This is a genomic window from Pseudomonas versuta (assembly GCF_001294575.1).
GTDB classification, from domain to species: domain Bacteria; phylum Pseudomonadota; class Gammaproteobacteria; order Pseudomonadales; family Pseudomonadaceae; genus Aquipseudomonas; species Aquipseudomonas versuta.
In genome coordinates this window covers 3,054,334-3,072,038 of the sequence record NZ_CP012676.1, presented here as the reverse complement: position 1 = coordinate 3,072,038, position 17,705 = coordinate 3,054,334, and the positions used below count along the sequence as shown (strand labels likewise).

At 57.6% G+C, this 17,705-nt stretch carries 17 protein-coding genes; 7 read left to right on the top strand and 10 right to left on the bottom strand.

Annotation, left to right across the window (positions count from 1 at the left end):
* Position 1: 1 nt before the first annotated feature.
* The 5 genes from AOC04_RS13680 to gloB all read right to left on the bottom strand — a co-directional run bounded on the left by AOC04_RS13680 (position 2) and on the right by gloB (position 7,178).
* Complete coding sequence (locus AOC04_RS13680; RefSeq protein WP_060694218.1) at positions 2-1,075, bottom strand: microcin C ABC transporter permease YejB; 1,074 nt, start codon at positions 1,073-1,075, stop codon at positions 2-4.
* Positions 1,076-2,917 carry an extracellular solute-binding protein gene (locus tag AOC04_RS13675; RefSeq protein WP_060694217.1) on the bottom strand — a complete coding sequence of 614 codons (1,842 nt, stop codon included), beginning with the start codon at positions 2,915-2,917 and terminating at the stop codon, positions 1,076-1,078. It abuts the gene before it with no gap.
* Positions 2,914-4,743 (bottom strand): extracellular solute-binding protein, encoded by a 1,830-nt coding sequence (locus tag AOC04_RS13670; protein ID WP_060694216.1) that lies wholly within the window; start codon positions 4,741-4,743, stop codon positions 2,914-2,916. Before AOC04_RS13670 ends, AOC04_RS13675 begins: the two co-directional genes overlap by 4 nt.
* Positions 4,744-4,899: 156 nt before the next feature.
* Entirely contained in the window at positions 4,900-6,300 is a 1,401-nt protein-coding gene (locus AOC04_RS13665; RefSeq protein ID WP_060694214.1) for a transglycosylase SLT domain-containing protein, read from the bottom strand.
* 98 nt (positions 6,301-6,398) lie between these two features.
* Complete coding sequence (gene gloB / locus AOC04_RS13660) at positions 6,399-7,178, bottom strand: hydroxyacylglutathione hydrolase (protein ID WP_060694212.1); 780 nt, start codon at positions 7,176-7,178, stop codon at positions 6,399-6,401.
* A gap of 122 nt (positions 7,179-7,300) precedes the next feature.
* Between gloB and AOC04_RS13655 the strand changes: the two genes are divergently transcribed.
* From AOC04_RS13655 to AOC04_RS13640, 4 genes are all read left to right on the top strand, one after another.
* On the top strand, positions 7,301-8,059 hold the full coding sequence (locus tag AOC04_RS13655) for a methyltransferase domain-containing protein (protein ID WP_060694210.1): 759 nt from the start codon (positions 7,301-7,303) through the stop codon (positions 8,057-8,059).
* 85 nt (positions 8,060-8,144) lie between these two features.
* Positions 8,145-8,597, top strand: a complete 453-nt coding sequence (rnhA, locus tag AOC04_RS13650; RefSeq protein ID WP_003441387.1) for a ribonuclease HI — start codon at positions 8,145-8,147, stop codon at positions 8,595-8,597.
* The gene (gene dnaQ, locus AOC04_RS13645) at positions 8,590-9,348 is read left to right on the top strand and encodes a DNA polymerase III subunit epsilon (protein ID WP_060694208.1); all 759 of its coding nucleotides are present in this window, start codon (positions 8,590-8,592) and stop codon (positions 9,346-9,348) included. The genes rnhA and dnaQ overlap by 8 nt, the downstream gene beginning before the upstream one ends.
* 44 nt (positions 9,349-9,392) lie before the next feature.
* A complete protein-coding gene (locus AOC04_RS13640) occupies positions 9,393-9,965 on the top strand; it encodes a GNAT family N-acetyltransferase (protein ID WP_060694206.1) in 573 nt (190 codons plus the stop codon).
* A 52-nt stretch (positions 9,966-10,017) separates the two neighbouring features.
* Here the strand turns inward: AOC04_RS13640 and AOC04_RS13635 are convergent, their stop codons facing one another.
* Positions 10,018-10,929, bottom strand: coding sequence for a LysR family transcriptional regulator (locus AOC04_RS13635; RefSeq protein WP_060694204.1), 912 nt, complete (start codon positions 10,927-10,929; stop codon positions 10,018-10,020).
* Positions 10,930-11,024: 95 nt separating this feature from the next.
* Positions 11,025-11,264 carry a hypothetical protein gene (locus AOC04_RS13630; RefSeq protein WP_060694202.1) on the bottom strand — a complete coding sequence of 80 codons (240 nt, stop codon included), beginning with the start codon at positions 11,262-11,264 and terminating at the stop codon, positions 11,025-11,027.
* A 196-nt stretch (positions 11,265-11,460) separates the two neighbouring features.
* On the opposite strand from AOC04_RS13630, the gene AOC04_RS13625 reads away from it, so the two are divergent.
* Positions 11,461-12,021: an NADPH-dependent FMN reductase gene (locus tag AOC04_RS13625; RefSeq protein ID WP_060694200.1), complete on the top strand. Its 561-nt coding sequence runs from the start codon at positions 11,461-11,463 to the stop codon at positions 12,019-12,021.
* 72 nt (positions 12,022-12,093) lie between these two features.
* Here AOC04_RS13625 and phnX read toward each other — a convergent pair whose 3' ends face one another.
* Both phnX and AOC04_RS13615 read right to left on the bottom strand, forming a co-directional pair.
* Complete coding sequence (phnX, locus tag AOC04_RS13620; RefSeq protein WP_060694198.1) at positions 12,094-12,921, bottom strand: phosphonoacetaldehyde hydrolase; 828 nt, start codon at positions 12,919-12,921, stop codon at positions 12,094-12,096.
* A gap of 69 nt (positions 12,922-12,990) precedes the next feature.
* A complete protein-coding gene (locus AOC04_RS13615; RefSeq protein WP_060694196.1) occupies positions 12,991-14,100 on the bottom strand; it encodes a 2-aminoethylphosphonate--pyruvate transaminase in 1,110 nt (369 codons plus the stop codon).
* Positions 14,101-14,216: 116 nt separating this feature from the next.
* Between AOC04_RS13615 and AOC04_RS13610 the strand changes: the two genes are divergently transcribed.
* The gene (locus AOC04_RS13610; protein ID WP_060694192.1) at positions 14,217-15,089 is read left to right on the top strand and encodes a LysR substrate-binding domain-containing protein; all 873 of its coding nucleotides are present in this window, start codon (positions 14,217-14,219) and stop codon (positions 15,087-15,089) included.
* A gap of 119 nt (positions 15,090-15,208) precedes the next feature.
* Here the strand turns inward: AOC04_RS13610 and AOC04_RS13605 are convergent, their stop codons facing one another.
* Positions 15,209-16,078 carry a LysR substrate-binding domain-containing protein gene (locus tag AOC04_RS13605; RefSeq protein ID WP_060694190.1) on the bottom strand — a complete coding sequence of 290 codons (870 nt, stop codon included), beginning with the start codon at positions 16,076-16,078 and terminating at the stop codon, positions 15,209-15,211.
* Between the two features lie 286 nt (positions 16,079-16,364).
* Here AOC04_RS13605 and AOC04_RS13600 point away from each other — a divergent pair, with 286 nt between their 5' ends.
* Positions 16,365-17,690, top strand: coding sequence for an MFS transporter (locus AOC04_RS13600; RefSeq protein ID WP_060696958.1), 1,326 nt, complete (start codon positions 16,365-16,367; stop codon positions 17,688-17,690).
* The last annotated feature ends 15 nt before the right edge of the window (positions 17,691-17,705 follow it).

Here is a 17,705-nt window from a genome sequence, read left to right as displayed (position 1 = left end):
CTCAATGCTCCCTGCTTTCGAAGTCAATGCGCGGATCAACCAGGGTGTATGAGAGGTCGCCGATCAGTTTTACCAGCAGCCCGACCAGAGTGAAGATAAACAGGGTGCCGAAGACTACCGGGTAATCACGATTGATCGCCGCTTCAAAGCTCATTAAGCCCAGGCCGTCCAGCGAGAAAATCACCTCGACCAGCAATGAGCCGGTAAAGAAAATCCCGATAAAGGCTGACGGGAAACCGGCAATCACCAGCAACATGGCGTTGCGGAATACGTGGCCGTAGAGCACGCGGTGGTTGGTCAGGCCTTTTGCCTTGGCGGTGACGACATACTGTTTGTTGATTTCATCCAGAAAGCTGTTTTTGGTCAGCAGGGTCATGGTTGCGAAGTTGCCGATTACCAGTGCCGTGACGGGTAACGCCAGGTGCCAGAAGTAATCGAGAATCTTGCCCCCCAGGCTCAGCTCTTCGAAGTTGTTGGAGGTCAGGCCCCGTAACGGAAACCAGTCCAGATAGCTGCCTCCGGCAAAGACCACGATCAACAGGATGGCAAACAGAAAGGCGGGAATGGCGTAGCCCACGATGATTGCCGAACTGGTCCAGACGTCGAACTGGCTACCGTGTCGCGTGGCCTTGGCAATGCCCAGCGGGATAGACACCAGGTACATGATCAGGGTGCTCCACAGTCCCAGCGAGATCGACACGGGCATCTTCTCCTTGATCAGGTCGATGACCTTGGCATCCCGGAAAAAACTTTCGCCGAAATCCAGTCGGGCGTAGTTCTTGATCATGATCCACAGGCGTTCAGGGGCGGGCTTGTCGAAGCCGTACATCTTTTCGATTTCCTGGATCAGTGCCGGATCCAGCCCCTGGGCTCCGCGATAGTTGGAGCCCGCCACCGAAACCTCGGAGCCACCGCCCGCGATACGGCTGGTGGCGCCATCGAAGCCTTCGAGTTTGGCAATCATCTGTTCAACCGGCCCACCCGGAGCCGCCTGGATGATGATGAAATTAATCAGCAAAATCCCGAACAGTGTCGGAATGATGAGCAGCAGTCGCCTGAATATATACGCCAGCATTTAAGGCTCCAGGTTTGCGCTTTCGGTTTGAGTGGGGGTAACGGGTTTGGCGTCAGGTTTTACCCACCATGTCGCGGTACCAATATCGTACATAGGGGTAACCGCGGGATGGCCAATATGGTTTGAATAGGCCACGCGCCAGGTTTTGATGTGCCAGTTGGGGATCACGTAGAAGCCCCATTGCAAGACACGATCCAGTGCGCGGGCATGGTTGATCAGGCTTTGCCGGGACTCGGCATTGATCAGGCCCTCGGTCAGTTGATCGATGGCCGGGTCTTTGAGGCCTATGAAATTGCGGCTGCCGGGCTTGTCGACGCTTTGCGATTCCCAATACTCACGCTGCTCGCTGCCCGGGGAACTGGACTGCGGAAAACTGCCGACAATCATGTCGTAGTCCCGTGAGCGCAGGCGATTGAGGTACTGGGAAGGATCGACCCGGCGGATTTGCAAGTCGATGCCCAAGTCACTGAGGTTGCGTTTGTAAGGCAACAGGATTCGCTCAAACTCGGTCTGTGCCAGCAGAAACTCGATTTTGACCGGCTTGCCCTGGGCGTCGACCATCTTGTCATCGACGATGCGCCATCCGGCGTCTTGCAACAGTTGATAGGCACGCCGCTGCTGGTCGCGAATCATGCCGCTGGCATCGGTGACGCCGGGCTTGAACACGTCGGTAAACACCTGGTCGGGGATCTGGCCGCGCAAGGGCTCCAGAATAGCCAGCTCTTCGGCAGTGGGCGGTGCTTTTGCGGCCATTTCCGAGTTTTCAAAATAACTGCCGGTACGTGCGTACGCGCCGCTGAATAACTGTTTGTTGGCCCACTCAAAATCGAACAGCAGGCTTAGCGCCTCTCGCACTCGCGCGTCCTGAAACATTGGCTTGCGCAAGTTGAAGACAAAACCTTGCATGCCTGTGGGGTTGTGGTTGCGAATTTCTTCTTTTTTCAGACGGCCTTGGGTGAATGCCGGACCGTTGTAGGCGCCGGCCCAATTTTTGGCGCTGATCTCGAGCCAGTAATCAAACTGCCCGGCCTTGAGTGCTTCAAAGGCCACGCTGTTGTCGCGGAAATAATCGACGGTAATCGTATCGAAGTTGTACAGCCCTTTATTGATCGGCAGGTCCTTGCCCCAGTAGTTCTTGTTCCTTTCATACCGAATAGAGCGCCCGGGCTTGATCTCGGTGATGGTATAGGGACCGCTGCCTACCGGAATTTCCAGATTACCCTTGCCGAAGTCGCGGTTTTCCCACCAATGTTTGGGAAGAATGGGAAGTTGACCCAGAATAAGCGGCAATTCACGGTTCTTGTTGTGCTTGAACGTGAACTTCACTTGCAGCGGGTTTTCCGCGATGGCCTGGTCAACATCGCTGTAGTACCCCTTGTACAGCGGCGAGCCATTTTTCATCAGGGTGTCGAAGCTGAACACCACGTCTTCGGCGCGAATCGGGTGACCGTCATTGAATCTGGCTTCGGGACGCAGGTAAAAACGCACCCAGCTGTTGTCCGGAGCCTTTTCGATTTTTTCGGCGATCAGGCCATAGGCCGTAAAGGGTTCATCCAGGGTTTGGCGGGTCAGGGTGTCAAAGGTCAGCTCAATGTCGTCGGCCGGAACGCCTTTGTTGATAAAGGGGTTAAGGCTGTCAAACGTACCCAGTGCCGACTTTCGGAAGGTGCCGCCCTTGGGGGCGTCCGGATTGACGTAATCGACATGCTTGAAGCCGGCCGGATATTTGGGTGGTTCATCGTAGAGCGTCAATGCATGTTGCGGGGCCGCCAGTGCCGCGCAGGCAAGGCTGGCCAGCAACAGGCCTGTCAGAGGTTTGAGCAGCGTACGCAAAGGCATCATTGGTTTTTCTCCGTAGGCTTGAGCCACCATGCGCTAAGGCCCAGGGTGTAGGGCGGCGTAGTCACGAAGGCGAACCGGTTGCGGTACGCCAGGCGATGGTAATTCAGATACCAGTTAGGAATGCTGTAGTGCTGCCACAGCAGAACGCGATCCAGCGCCCGGCCTGCCGACAGTTGTTCTTCGCGTGTCTGGGCTGCCAGCAATCGTTCAAGCAGTTTATCGACCACCGGGTTCGCCACGCCTGCATAGTTCTTGCTGCCTTTGACATTGGCCTGGCTGGAATGGAAGTACTGCCACTGCTCAAGGCCGGGGCTCAAGGTCTGATCCAGGGTCATCAGGATCATGTCGAAGTCGAATTGATCCAGGCGTTGCTTGTATTGCGCGCGGTCCACGGTGCGCAGCCGGGCATCGATGCCGATGCTGGCCAGGTTCTCTACATAGGGTTGCAGGATGCGCTCAAGGTTGGGGTTTACCAGCAGTATTTCGAACCGTAAGGGTTTGCCGTCGTTATCGAGCAGACGCTGCCCTGAAAGTTTCCAGCCACCTTCAGCCAGTAAACCCAATGCTTGGCGCATGGTGTGCCGGGGAATACCACGGCCATCGGTCTGCGACAGCTCAAAGGCCTGACTGAACAGTTGCGGGGGCAGCTGGCTGCGCCAGGGCGAGAGCATTAGCCACTCATGTCCCTGTGGAATGCCGCTGGCCGAGAACTCGCTGTTGGGGTAATAGCTGGTGGCACGCTTGTAGGCGCCGTTGAACAGCGTGCGGTTGGTCCACTCAAAGTCGAACATGAGCCCCAGGGCCTCACGGGCCTTGGCCTGCGCAAAAGCAGGGCGACGGCTGTTGATGAACAGGCCCTGGGTTTGCGTCGGGATCTGGTGAGTGATTTCGGTCTTGATCACGTCGCCCCGACGTACTGCCGGGAAGTTGTAGCCATTGGCCCAGTTCTTGGCCTGGTGTTCGATATAAATGTCGAACTCGCCCGCCTTGAATGCTTCGAAGGCAACATCGCTGTCGCGGTAGAACTCCACTTCAACCCTGTCGAAATTGTATTTGCCGCGGTTGACCGGCAGGTTGGCCCCCCACCAGTTTTTGACGTGCTCGAACACCAGTTGCCGGCCGGGTGTGACTTTGGTGATGCGATACGGCCCGCTGCCCAGCGGAGGTTCGAAGGTGGTGGCCTTAAAGTCGCGGTTTACCCAGTAGTGCTGTGGCAGGACTGGTAGCTCGCCCAAGCGCAAGATCAGTAACGGGTTGCCCGCGCGCTTGAACACGAAGCGAATGCGCTTGGGCCCGAGGATATCCACGCGCTGCACTTCCTGAAGGTTGGTCCGGTACTGCGGATGCCCCTCCTTGAGCAGCAGGTTGTACGAAAATGCAACGTCGTAGGCGGTGATCGGCGTGCCGTCGTGAAAACGGGCTTCGGGGCGCAGGTTGAACACGACCCAGCTGCGGTCTTCGTTGTACTCCACTGATTGCGCGATCAGCCCGTAGCTGGAGGTCGGCTCATCGCCGGATGGTGCATATTGGCCGGTCCCTGCCATCAGGGTTTCGTTTAGCTCGTTGACCCCGTACTGCAGGAAATTTGCGGTCGACACCGGGCTGGAGCCCTTGAAAGTGTAGGGGTTGAGCGTGTCGAAGGTCCCAAACGCCATGACCTTGAGCGTCCCGCCTTTAGGCGCATCAGGGTTGACCCAATCGAAATGGGTAAACGTGGCCGGATACCTTAGGGTGCCGAACTGCGCATAACCGTGGCTTTCGCTCAGGGTTGCGCTTGCGGGGAAGCTCAAGGCCAGGCTGATTAGTAGCGGGAGGAGGGGTCGCATCAAGGCAAGAGATCCGATCCAGGCGTTGGGCTTAAGGTTTCCGTACAGTAACAGCTTGTATCTACGGGAAAAAGGCCACTCTGGAAAGCACTACGGGCAAGTTGTTTCTCACATTTATGTAGGAAACAACTTGCCCGCAGTATTGTCCGCCTGTGTTTAGCGAGGCTTGGAAACCGTCAGCATTTGTCCTGGCTTAAGGGCTTTGGCGCTGCTCGGGTTCCAGCGCTTGAGGTGCTGCATTTCAACGTTGAAACGCTTGGCAACGATGTACAGCGAGTCGCCTTTTTTGACTTTGTATTGCGTAGGTTTTTTGCCTGTTGGCTTGCGTGTGTCCTGCATGACCAGAATCTGGCCGACCTTGAGGTTATTGCCGCTTAGTTTGTTCCAGTGCTGCAGGTCTTTGGCATTGACCTTGTTGGCTTTGGCAATCAGCGTCAGGTTGTCGCCACTCTTGACCCGGTACTTGCGGTTAAGCCTGGCTGGTGAAGCGCTTGCAACGTTGTCAAATACCGGCTTTTTAGGGCGCAGGCTGATCAGCTCTTCCTGGTTGAGGTTGGACAGGCTGGCTGTCAGCAGTTGCGCTTTGGAAGTGGGGACCAGTAAATGCTGGGGGCCATCGATGGTGGCGCGCTGCTTGTAGGCAGGGTTTAGCTGGAACATCTCGTCTTCGTCGATCTCGGCCAGCGCTGCCACGCGTGACAAGTCCATGGACTGTTTGATTTCGACTACTTCGAAGTAGGGTTCGTTGGCTATCGGGTTCAGGTTGATGCCATAGGCCTCGGGGGCCAGAACCACTTGGGACAGTGCCAGTAATTTGGGGACGTAGTCTTTGGTTTCCTGCGGCAGGGGCAGGTTCCAGTAGTCAGTCGGCAACCCGAGTTTCTGGTTACGTTCAATGGCCCGGCTAACGGTGCCTTCGCCGGAGTTATACGCGGCCAGAGCCAGCAGCCAGTCACCGTTGAACATGTCGTGAAGGCGGTTGAGGTAGTCGAGTGCGGCGATGGTGGATGCTGTTATATCGCGTCGCCCGTCATAGGCGCGGGTTTGACGCAAATTGAAGTAACGGCCTGTTGAAGGAATGAACTGCCAGAGTCCGACTGCATTGGCGTGTGAATACGCCATAGGGTTGTAGGCGCTTTCGATGGCTGGCAGCAGTGCCAGTTCCAGCGGCATGTTGCGCTCTTCGAGACGCTCAACAATGTAATGGATATAGAGGCTGCCGCGCTCTCCGGCGTTTTCGAGAAACGACGGGTTGCTGGCAAACCACAAGCGTTGCTGTTCAATGCGCGGATTAACGTTCTGACCGTCTTGCAACTTGAAACCCTGGCGCATCCGTTCCCACACATCTTGTGGGGCAACAGGGCCAGGTTTTTCACTGAGCCAGAGCGGCTCCTGAGGGATACGCTTGGTGATTTTAAGGCTGGCGCGTTCGGTTGGCTGTGCCGAATGATCCATGGATTGGCAGCCCGCGAGAATGGCGGACGCGGCCACCGCGATGGCTTTTACCAAGCGCGTCAATGTGTCTGAATTGATGGAGTTACCTATAGATGACGACATTGGCTAGAAGATAGTTCAGGCAAAAATGTCGGGGGATTCTAGAAAGCAGGGGGGGCGCGGTCAACTGTTCAGAATTTTTGTGCCAACCGCGACCCGGTTTAGAACTTATCTTTCCAGCTGCGCAGGCTGGCAAAGACCGCACCGGGCGAGTCATTGTCGCGGGAGTTCCACTCGTCAGCTTTTTCTTTAACCGATGTTTCGTTGACCCGCAGGAAAGGATTTGTGAGCAATTCGAGGGCAATAGTTGATGGCAAACTGATGCGACCTTCTGCCCGCCATTCAGTGACTTGAGTGACCCTGGCCGCAATATCCGGGTTGTTAGGTTCAACCGCTTGGGCGAAGCGCAGATTGCTCAACGTATATTCATGGGTGCAGTACACGCCAGTGTGGCCGGGCAGTGCGGCCAGCCGGCTCAGAGACAGGTGCATTTGTTCGGGTGTGCCCTCGAACAACCGGCCGCAACCTGCTGCAAACAAGGTGTCGCCACACAGTAATAAAGGCGCCGACGGGTCAGCGTGGTAATAGGCAATGTGCCCCAGGGTGTGGCCGGGCACGAGAAGCACATCGAACTTCAGGCCCAGGATTTCGATTTGATCGTTGTCGTTGAGTGCCACTTGTCGGGCCGGGATGTCCTCCAGTGCCGGCCCCCAGACCTTCGCATTAGTGTGCCCGTGGAGTTGAGCCACACCGCCCACATGGTCGAAGTGGTGATGGGTCACCAGAATGTCGCTTAAAGTCCAGTCCGGGTGCCGGGCCAGCCAGGCCAGTACAGGCGCGGCGTCACCCGGATCGACCACGGCACAACGTTTGTGAGTCGTGTCCTGTAACAACCAGATGTAGTTGTCGCTGAAGGCGGGCAGGGCGTCGATCTGTAACATGGTGCAATTCCCAAGTGCGAAACAATGGCGCATCTTAGGGTCTGTTGCAGCTTCATGGCGAGTCGCGATGAACTGCAACAGATCCGGGTCTTGTAATAGATAGATGGCGAGATGGAGGAGCAATGACCGATAAAGCATTGGCTCAGGCAGACCCTGAGTGGCTGGCGCTGATCAGTTCGGCGCGTGAATGGTTGTCCGGCCCCCTTGGACAAATGCTGCTTAACGACGAGCAGCGGGTACTCGAGGAGGAACTGGGGCGCTATTTCGGCGGCTATCTGGTGCACTACGGCCCAGGCGCAGACACCCCACCCAAGGCACCGCAAGTGCAACGCAACGTCCGTCTTGGGGCTCCGCTGCCAGGGGTCGAAATCATTTGTGAAGAGCAGGCCTGGCCTTTATGTGAGCACGCTGCCGATGTCGTGGTATTGCAGCATGGCCTGGATTTCTGTCTGTCGCCCCACGGTCTGCTGCGAGAAGCGGCCAGTAGCGTGCGTCCCGGCGGGCATTTGTTGATTGTAGGTATCAACCCCTGGAGCAGTTGGGGATTGCGCCATGTTTTCGCCAAAGATGCTCTTGGCAAGGCCCGTTGCATCTCACCTTCGCGGGTGGCCGACTGGCTGAACCTGCTGGGCTTTGCGCTGGAGAAACGCCGCTTTGGGTGCTATCGTCCGCCGCTCGCCTCCAAAGCGTGGCAAAGCCGATTTTCTGGCTGGGAGCGCAAGGCCGGTAGCTGGCAATTGGCCGGCGGCGCCTTCTATGTATTGGTCGCGCGCAAAATGGTAGTGGGCTTGCGTCCCGTCAACCCAATGCGCAGAGAACCAATGGGCAAGCTGATTCCCTTGCAAATGGCCAAGGTCAATCGGCGTCACACTGAACCTTAATTAATGTCAGGCCGGGTTCACCCGGCCTCAGGTGCTGCTGATCCTTGATTGGCAGGCCAGGGCAGCCTTTTCTGGATAGTTTGTAATGAGCGATAGCGTTGAGATGTTCACCGATGGTGCCTGCAAGGGCAATCCTGGCCCGGGCGGCTGGGGTGCCTTGCTGGTCTGCCAGGGTGTTGAAAAAGAGCTGTGGGGCGGCGAGCCCGCTACCACCAACAATCGCATGGAGCTGATGGCTGCGATTCGTGGTCTTGAAGAACTCAAGCGTCCCTGTGAAGTGTTGCTGGTGACTGACTCGCAGTACGTGATGAAAGGCATCACCGAGTGGATGGTCAACTGGAAAAAACGGGGCTGGAAAACAGCCGCCAAAGAGCCGGTTAAAAACGCCGACCTGTGGAAGTTGCTCGATGAGCAAGTCAATCGTCACACCGTGAAATGGCAGTGGGTACGCGGGCATATCGGCCATTACGGCAACGAACGTGCAGACCAGCTGGCCAATCGCGGGGTGGACGAAATGAGGGGCATCAAGCATGCGTAGTGTTGTACTCGATACTGAAACTACCGGTATGCCGGTTACCGATGGCCACCGGGTAATCGAGATCGGTTGCGTCGAGTTGATGGGCCGCCGTCTGACCGGTCGGCATTTTCACGTGTATCTGCAACCTGATCGTGAGAGTGACGAGGGCGCAATTGGCGTTCACGGCATTACCAACGAGTTTCTGGTGGGCAAGCCCCGCTTTGCAGAAGTCGCTGATGAGTTTTTTGACTTCATCACAGGCGCGCAACTGATCATTCATAACGCCGCGTTTGACGTCGGCTTTCTGAATAATGAATTTGCCCTGATCGGGCAGACCGACCGCGCCGACATTACCCGCCACTGCACCATCCTCGATACCCTGGCGATGGCGCGAGCGCGTCACCCGGGGCAACGCAATAGTCTGGATGCCTTGTGCAAACGCTATGGCGTCGACAACTCGGGTCGCGAACTGCACGGCGCACTGCTCGACTCCGAGATTCTGGCAGACGTTTACCTGACCATGACCGGTGGCCAGACAAGCCTGTCGCTGGCCGGTAATGCATCTGACGGCAATGGTTCCGGCGAAGGCTCAGGCAATCAGGCCAGCGAAATCCGCCGTTTATCAGCGGACCGCCAGCCAGGACGGATTATTCGTGCAAGTGAAAGCGACCTCGCCGAGCATGCGGCGCGGCTTGAAGCTATTGCCAAATCCGCAGGTGGGCCTTCGTTGTGGACCCAGCTCCTCGAAGCCAAAGGACAGACCCTGCAATAGTTCAGATTGACGCCGGGGATATTGCCCGCGAATAAGGATTTTTCATGTACCTGGTTATGAATCCAAAGGACCCGGAAGTCTCTGTGCGTTTGGCTGATGACGGTTTTGCTCCCTACGTGTGGGGCACTGATTTCAGCTTTGAAGTGAATGCCTATGCCCGTGCCGACCTGCATAAAAAGGTCGAGCACTGGCCTTTGGATATGGTCACGCCGTACCGCAAATGCTACGGGATCGACCCGGACGAATTCGCAAGCTATCTGGGCGCGCCTGATAGCGCGATCTTCATGGCGTATCTGGATAAACAGCCGGTCGGACATGTTGTGGTCAGCACCAACTGGAATGGTTTTGCCCATGTGGATGAGCTGGCTGTCGCCGCTGGTGCCCGTCGCCATGGGGTGGCCAAGTCATTACTGGACGTGGTCAAGTTCTGGAGCCTGAAGAAAAATCTGCCGGGCATCATGCTCGAAACCCAGAACAACAACATCGGCGCCTGCCGGCTGTATGAACGTTGTGGGTATCAGGTGGGGGGGATCGATCATCTGCGTTATCGCGGGATTGACCCGCAGACCAGCGAGGTGGCGATTTTCTGGTACCTGTTGTTTGAAAATCGCTGCTGAGGTTGCAGGAGCAGGCGATGCTGTCGCGAGCAACCCCGCTCCTGCAGGCAACCTACAGCGCCAACACACCCTGATCAGCCAGTAAGGCCTCGGCCTTGTGCCGCACGATATCGAACAACGCCTGAAACGCGGGGCCTGGCTGCGAGTCCTTGCGTGTCAGCGCATACAGCGTCACAGCGATCGCAGGCGAGAGTGGACACACATCCAGCCCGCCGGCTTTGGCGCCCGCGGCTGTAAACGGGTCGACCAGCGCCAGCCCTTCACCAGCCTCCACCATGCTGCGCATCATCTGATAATTCTGTACCTGAATCTGCACCACGGGTGCCGGACGCAAGGCTTGCAGCTTGCTGTCCAGTACGCGGCTCAGCGGGTCATGGTGTTGCAGCCCAATCATTGCCTGGCCAGCCAGATCTTGCAGGCCTATGTACTTTTGCTTGGGTGCCAACCAGCCGTGGGGCGCCAGTAACTGCACTTTGCCTTGCGTCAGCTTGAGGCATTCGATGCCCGGCAGTTCTGCCGGATGCAGGCTGAAGCCGACATCACACTCCTCCATTAACAAGCGGCGAGCGATTTCGGCGCAGGGCGCGCTGCTCAGGCTCGTGGGTGTATCGGCAAAACGGCGTCTGAGTAACGCAATGCTGAAGGGCAGCAGGGTCTGGGCCAGGGTTTCGCTACAGGCCACGCGCAATACAGGCTCCTGATGCTGGCGCAAGGCGTCGGCACACCGGCGCAGCGGCTCGAAGTCCAGATACAGCTGATTGGCGAGGGGTTGCAGCAGAAGGGTTTCGCGGCTGGCTTGCAAGCGTCCGCGTACGCTGGCAAACAACATGAAACCGAGCTGTTGCTCGGCGTCATGCAGCGTGGAACTGAGAGTGGCCACTGGCAATTGCAACAACTCGCCAGCATGCTCGAGACTGCCTGTTTGCAAGATGGCCTGAATCACTTCGATATGGCGTAAGCGCATGCGTGAAGTCCATGTTCAGCGGATGAGGTTTCAGCGTTGTGAAGCCTGACCCAAGTCTCATCCTGTGACTTCAGCGGTATGCCGAGTGCAGCAGGTTATGCAGGGATTACCGGGACTACAGGTGCGACATATTCAGTTTCGCGAATCAGAATGACGCCCGACTGCACCAGCTCGAAGTTGTCGTCATCAGTCTTTTTGACGCGATCGCCAATGGCCAGTTTGTAGGTCGTTACGGGCTGGTCGCCTGTTGCATCTAAATTTTCAAACTCATGCACGGAATAGACACGACCTTCCGCGTCCCTTGCATGAAATTGCCCAACGAGAACTGCAGCCATTTGTAGAGAACCTCTGGAGATAAACACCCAATTTGCGGTTCTGTAGACCGTTGATCAGTAGGGGAAGTTTAACGATTTGGAAAAAATAGTCCGGCTACTTTACAGGCTTGCAAGCCGATAGGGTGAACCGGGGTGCAAGAAAGGCCTCCGATCATCTATAACTAGTCTTCCTATCGCCAAACACTCGGGGTTTTTTATGAGCAAGGTCTACAACGTGGCAGTGTTGGTCGGCAGTTTGAGGAAGGACTCCCTGAATCGAAAGGTGGCCCTGGCACTCGCAGAACTGGCTCCCGCGCACTTGAAGCTGAACATTGTCGAGATTGGCGAACTGGCGCTGTACAGCGAAGACATTGATGTGACACCGCCTCCTGCGCCCTACACAGCTTTTCGCGATCTGATCCGCCCGGCCGATGCCGTACTGTTTGTCACCCCGGAGTACAACCGCTCGGTACCTGGCGTATTGAAAAACGCCATTGACGTCGGATCCCGACCTTATGGCCAAAGCGTCTTCAATGCCAAGCCTGGAGCCGTGATCAGCGTCTCGCCGGGGGCGATCGGTGGCTTCGGGGCCAACCATCATTTGCGTCAATCGCTGGTGTTTCTCAATGTCCCGTGCATGCAACAGCCCGAAGCCTATCTGGGCGGCGCAGGCGATGCGTTTGATGCGTCCGGCAAGCTGTCCGAGAAAACCCGGCCGTTTTTGCAGAAGTTCATCGACGAATTTGCCAAGTGGGTTGAACAGCATCACAAGGCCTGAAGCTTGAGGCGTTGATCCCAAACAAAACGCGGCAGACCTGATCACAGGCTGCCGCGTTTTGTTTGTGCGGACTCAGCTGCTTTGTGGCATCTCGCCATTGGCCAGGCGTTTGTTGATGTCGGCAATCACATCCGGCAGATCAGTGATGGTGTCGATCATGTAGTGCGGGCGTGAGCCTTCGAACAAGTTGTGAATGCGTTGGCGCTCGGTGGCCAGGGTGTGTGGGTCCAGTGCCTGGTACTGCTCATAGGTCAGGCCCAGCGCGTTACCGGAGCACAGCAGCGCCACCGTCCACATTCCGGCGCGACGACCTTCGAGAATCCCCGGTACGGTATCGTCGATCTTTACGCAGGCGCCCACATCATCAATGCCCAGCGCAATGACATTGGCCAGTGCCTGGGCTGGCCAGGGGCGACCGTTGGGAACCTCGTCGGTGGCAACTACGTGATCGGCGATGTAGCCATTGGTGGCTGCCAGCTCGACCACCTTGGCCATGACTTGCGCCGGATAGCCCGAGCATGAACCGATTTTGATCCCTTGCTCGCGCAGCCCGTTGATTGTTTCCAGGGCGCCCGGTATCAGTGCCGAGTGGTCAGCGATCTTTTCAATTTGCAGTGGCATGAAGCGCTCATAAATCGCGGTCACATCCTCGTCGGTCGGGGTACGGCCAAACACTTTTTTGTACCGCTCAGCGACCTGGGGCTGATCGCACAAGGTGCGGATGTGATCCCACTTGCCCATTCCCATTGGTCCGCGGGCTTCTTCGATGGACACCTGGACGTCGAACTCGCCGAAGGCTTCAACAAAAATCTGCGTAGGCGCGAATGAGCCGAAGTCGACCACGGTGCCAGCCCAGTCGAAAATGGCTGCCTGAAGTTTGCTTGGGTTGGTGTAGTACATGTCAGTAATTCCTGTATGAGCAGCCGAGGCCGCACGCAATAATTCCGGGTTTTTTGAGCGTTGCGAACTTCAGATTTCAAGCACTTCCATTTCCTCAAGCACTTGGGCCACAGCATTGACGGCGGCTTGCATTTCGGCCTGGTTGACGTGGCCGATGCAGCCCACGCGGAAGGTTTCAACCTGGGTCAATTTGCCCGGATAGAGGATGAAACCCTTGGCCTTGACGCGCTCGTAGAACGCCTTGAATTGATAGCGCGGGTCTTTCGGTGCGTGGAAAGTGACGATGATCGGCGCCTGGATCGCCTCTGGCAGGAAGCTGCGAATGCCCAGTAGGGCCATGCCGTCGAGCAGCGTCTGGCAGTTGTCCGCGTAGCGCCGGTGACGTGCAGGCAAGCCGCCTTCTTCGTTGTATTGCAGCAGGGCTTCATGCAACGCGGCGACCACATGGGTCGGCGGGGTGAACCGCCATTGTCCGGTCCTGGCCATGTAGGCGTGCTGGTCCTGCAGGTCCATGGCCAGCGAGTGAGAGTTGCCTGCGGCAGCGGCCAGTGACTCTTTACGGGTGAACACGAAGCCCATGCCTGGGACGCCTTCCAGGCACTTGCCCGAGGCCGCGATCAGCGCATCAAAGGGCACCTTTTGTGCATCGACCGCCAGGGCGCCGAAAGAACTCATGGCGTCGATAATCAGACGTTTGCCATGCCGGGCAATCACGTCGGCAATGTCCGCTAGCGGGTTAAGAATTCCGGTGCTGGTTTCACAGTGAATCAAGGCCACATGGGTGATGCCCGGGTCGGCGAGCAGCAGGCGTTCAACGTCGGCGGCAGTAGTGGGCTGGTCTTCGGCGGTTTCGAACGTGCTGAAACGCCGGCCCAGGACTTCACAGATTTTTGCCAGGCGTTTGCCATATGCGCCGTTAATCAGGACCAGCACGTTCCCATCGCGTGGTACCAGGGTGCCGATGGCGGCTTCGACGGCGAAGGTGCCGCTGCCTTGCAAGGGCACGCAGTAATGACTGTCGGCGCCGTTGACGATGGCCAGCAGTTGCTCACAGAGGCTGGCGGTCAGCTGGTTGAAGCTGTCATCCCATGAGCCCCAGTCGACCATCATCGCCTGGCGGGTGCGCGCCGAGGTGGTCAACGGGCCAGGGGTCAGCAGGATCGGCGCGACAGTACTCATTCTGGTTTCCTCACAAGCTTGGGGATGGCTACTGGATACACGGCATAAGTTGCAGTTTGAGTTGATATCAATCAAATTGTTTATTGTTATGCCAGCCATCAGCGAGACTTATGACTATGAATTTGTTTCAACTCCGTGCATTTGACGCCGTGGCGCGAGAAGGCAGTTTTACCCGGGCAGCGGCCCGCCTGTTCATCAGCCAGCCAGCAGTGACCGGGCATATCAAGACCCTCGAAGAGCACTACCAGATTACTTTGCTGCGGCGCACGGCACGGCGTGTGGAGCTGACGGAAGAGGGGATCAGGCTGGCTGCCATCACCCGTGCCATGTTTGGCCTGGTGGATGAAGCCCAGGTCATGCTGGAGGCCAATCGCCAGTTGCTCACGGGACGGCTTGAAGTGGCTGCGGACGGCCCGCACATGGTGATGCCGATGCTGGCAAGCCTGCGTGCGCGTTACCCCGGGGTAACCGTCAACTTGCGCCTGGGCAATGCTCAGGAGACCCTGGCTGCCCTGCTTTCAGAGCATGCCGATGTGGCGGTGCTGACTGAGGTCGAGCCGCGTAAAGGGCTGGCGTTGCGCGCACTCACCGAATCACGGATGTGCGCCTTGGTGCCCCTTGAACATCCCTGGCTGGCGCTGGCGGATGGTATCGATATTTCGCAGTTGAACCAGGTGATCATGGTGTTGCGCGAGCCCACCTCAATCACTCGGCGCACCTTTGATGATGCGTGCGAGAGTGCTGGTGTAACTGCGCGGGTATTGCTGGAACTGGACAGCCGCGAGGCAGTGACCGAAGCCGTGGCTGCGCAATTGGGCGTAGGCATTGTGTCGTCGGTAGAAGTCAGCCATGACCCCCGGGTGCGAGCGGTGCCGATCAACGGTGCGGGGCTGGTCAACCGGCACATGCTCGGCTGCCTGGAGCGGCGCGCCGGGTTGCGGCTGATCAAGGCGTTTATGGAGCTGGCCCCGGCATTTGAAACGGTCTGAACCTTGTGGGTGCTGGCTTGCCGGCGATGGTTGATACGCGGTCCGACTGCAGGACTGTTTCGCCTGAATCGCCGGCAAGCCGGCTCCCACGGGGTTTGTGGTCACTTTCAAAAAACGGCTTACAAACTCTCCCGCACAATTTCCAGAAATGTTGCCACCACCCGCCGGGAGCTTTGTTCCCGTAGGCAGACCAGGGTTTCGGTCAGGCGCCGCGTACAGTCGGTGATGGGCAGGGCGATCACCCGCGAGTCAGAACCGAACTCTGCTGCTGACACCACCCCCACTCCAATCCCGACCACCACCGCCTCACGCGCGGCTTCGCGGCCTTCGACCTGAATCGCGGCCCGCATCCGCAGGCCTGCCTGATTCATTTCCTCTTCCAGGGTCTGGCGGGTTACAGAGCCAACTTCGCGCAACACCAGCGGCGTGTCCTCCAGATCTGCCAGGCATATGGAGCTGCGCCTGGCCCACGGATGGGAGCGGGCCACAAACGCCACCATTGGGTCACTGCGCAATCGAAGGCTAAGCAGCCTCTGGTCATTGACCTCGCGCCCCAGCAGCGCCAGGTCGGCCTGATAGTTGAACAGCCGGGCCAGAGACTCGTCGGTGTTACCGGTTTCGATTTTTACCGTGATCCCGGGGTAGCGTTCGCAGAAGCGGGCAATTTGCGGCAGTACATGCACGGGGGCATCTACGGCCAGCACCAAGCTACCGGTTTGCAAAGCCTGTGAGTCCTCCAGCAATTCCTGGGCTTCGGCCTGCACCACAAACAGGCGCTGGGTGATGCTCAGCAAACGCTCCCCCAGGTCGGTCAGGCGCACCGAGCGTTTATTGCGGTGGAACAGCAAAACCCCGAAGCGATCTTCGAGTTTTCGGACCTGATCCGAGATAGCTGGCTGACTTAAATACAGCCGCTCGGCAGCCCGGGTGAAGCTGCCGTGGACGGCAACCGCATGAAAGGCCTTCAACTGCGCATGGGAAACCGGCATCGGGCTATCTCTTACAAGCTGAGCTTATGAGTGAAATACGATAAATCGATTTTACCTATTAGTCAGTAATTGCTTTGATCGATCCCGCCCGGCGTTATGTCCTCGATAGCACCGGGTTGTGACACGACCGGTGCGATTCTCAAGCCCGCTAAAAACGGGATCGCCACGGTTTGTCTGATTGATGCCGTCCATGTCTGAAGGCGGTATTGAAGTGCTCAACACAATAAAAAAACAGGCGAGATTTTTTGATTCTGCCGGCACATCCACCTCTGAGGTCAGACCCGAAATGAACAAGTCCATTGGCACCATCAAGCGTTGGCGCGTGCAGGTTTTTGCCATCACATGGCTGGCTTACGCGGCCTTCTACTTCACCCGTAAAGCGTTCTCGGTTGCAAAGCTGGGCATAGCTGAAGACCCCAACTTCCATTTGGACAAGATGGCAATGGCCAATCTCGATGCTGTGTACCTTGCGGCCTACGCGATCGGGCAGTTTACCTGGGGCATCCTCGCTGACCGTTACGGGCCGCGAGTGGTAGTGATGGGCGGTTTGATCATTTCAGCGTTGGCTGCGTTGATGATGGGCACGTTTGCCACCTTGCCGATATTCGCCACCTGCATGCTGATCCAGGGGCTGGCGCAATCCACGGGCTGGGCGGCACTGTGCAAGAACATCGGCAGTTTTTTTCCGGCAGAGCAGCGTGGTCGGGTGCTGGGGCTGTGGAGTTCGAGTTACGCCTTTGGCGGGTTGGTGGCGTCGCCGTTTGCCGGTTGGTGGGCCTACACCCTGATGGGCACGTGGCACGCGGCATTTATTTCAAGCGCAGCAGTGGTGGCGGTGGCTGCGGTGCTGTTTTTTATCTTCCAGCGCAACAAGCCCGAAGATGTCGGTTTACCAGCGGTCGAGCCCGAACCCCGGATGACGGCTGAAGAACAGGCCGCCGAAAAACGCCTCAGCCTTTGGGCTCCCCTGCGCGAAATCATGCGCAATCGAACGGTCCTGACCCTGGGGCTTGCGTACTTCATGCTCAAGCCGGCGCGATACGCGATTCTGCTGTGGGGGCCGGTGATTGTCTTCGAACAGATGCCCCAAGTGGGCAAGGTCGGCGCGGCGATTATTCCCACGGCGTTTGAGTTGGCCGGTTTGCTGGGGCCGGTCCTGATTGGTCTGGCCTCAGACAAAATCTTCGGTGCCCGGCGTATGCCCGCCTGCATATTGAGTCTGCTGGCGCTGACCATTTCTCTGGCTTTCTTTATGGGGGCCTTGCAGTCCGGCAGCGTGCTGTTGGTGGTTGCCCTCTTGTTTGTGATGGGGCTGACCCTGTACGGACCGGATTCGATGATCTGTGGCGCCGCAGCGATTGACTTTGGCACGGCCAAAGCTGGTGCCACGGCGGCGGGTTTTGTAAACGGCTGCGGTTCGGTCGGGGCGGTGCTGGGTGGTCTGCTGCCGGGCTATTTCGATACGGTCACCGTGTTTATCGTCTTTGCCGTCTGCGCACTCTTTAGTGCGCTGGTGCTGGTCCCGCACTGGAACAGCCGTCCTGACGGGTACAAACGCGAATGTGCCTTCGTGCCCAACCATCCGTTGTTGATCAAACCTTTTCGTACCTGAGTGGGAGAACTATCC

Bases quoted from the DNA above. Each gene is read 5' to 3' on its own strand.
- AOC04_RS13680 (WP_060694218.1), bottom strand. From the start codon at position 1,075: ATGCTGGCGTATATATTCAGGCGACTGCTGCTCATCATTCCGACACTG.
- AOC04_RS13675 (WP_060694217.1), bottom strand. From the start codon at position 2,917: ATGATGCCTTTGCGTACGCTGCTCAAACCTCTGACAGGCCTGTTGCTG.
- AOC04_RS13670 (WP_060694216.1), bottom strand. From the start codon at position 4,743: ATGCGACCCCTCCTCCCGCTACTAATCAGCCTGGCCTTGAGCTTCCCC.
- AOC04_RS13665 (WP_060694214.1), bottom strand. From the start codon at position 6,300: ATGTCGTCATCTATAGGTAACTCCATCAATTCAGACACATTGACGCGC.
- gloB (WP_060694212.1), bottom strand. From the start codon at position 7,178: ATGTTACAGATCGACGCCCTGCCCGCCTTCAGCGACAACTACATCTGG.
- AOC04_RS13655 (WP_060694210.1), top strand. From the start codon at position 7,301: ATGACCGATAAAGCATTGGCTCAGGCAGACCCTGAGTGGCTGGCGCTG.
- rnhA (WP_003441387.1), top strand. From the start codon at position 8,145: ATGAGCGATAGCGTTGAGATGTTCACCGATGGTGCCTGCAAGGGCAAT.
- dnaQ (WP_060694208.1), top strand. From the start codon at position 8,590: ATGCGTAGTGTTGTACTCGATACTGAAACTACCGGTATGCCGGTTACC.
- AOC04_RS13640 (WP_060694206.1), top strand. From the start codon at position 9,393: ATGTACCTGGTTATGAATCCAAAGGACCCGGAAGTCTCTGTGCGTTTG.
- AOC04_RS13635 (WP_060694204.1), bottom strand. From the start codon at position 10,929: ATGCGCTTACGCCATATCGAAGTGATTCAGGCCATCTTGCAAACAGGC.
- AOC04_RS13630 (WP_060694202.1), bottom strand. From the start codon at position 11,264: ATGGCTGCAGTTCTCGTTGGGCAATTTCATGCAAGGGACGCGGAAGGT.
- AOC04_RS13625 (WP_060694200.1), top strand. From the start codon at position 11,461: ATGAGCAAGGTCTACAACGTGGCAGTGTTGGTCGGCAGTTTGAGGAAG.
- phnX (WP_060694198.1), bottom strand. From the start codon at position 12,921: ATGTACTACACCAACCCAAGCAAACTTCAGGCAGCCATTTTCGACTGG.
- AOC04_RS13615 (WP_060694196.1), bottom strand. From the start codon at position 14,100: ATGAGTACTGTCGCGCCGATCCTGCTGACCCCTGGCCCGTTGACCACC.
- AOC04_RS13610 (WP_060694192.1), top strand. From the start codon at position 14,217: ATGAATTTGTTTCAACTCCGTGCATTTGACGCCGTGGCGCGAGAAGGC.
- AOC04_RS13605 (WP_060694190.1), bottom strand. From the start codon at position 16,078: ATGCCGGTTTCCCATGCGCAGTTGAAGGCCTTTCATGCGGTTGCCGTC.
- AOC04_RS13600 (WP_060696958.1), top strand. From the start codon at position 16,365: ATGAACAAGTCCATTGGCACCATCAAGCGTTGGCGCGTGCAGGTTTTT.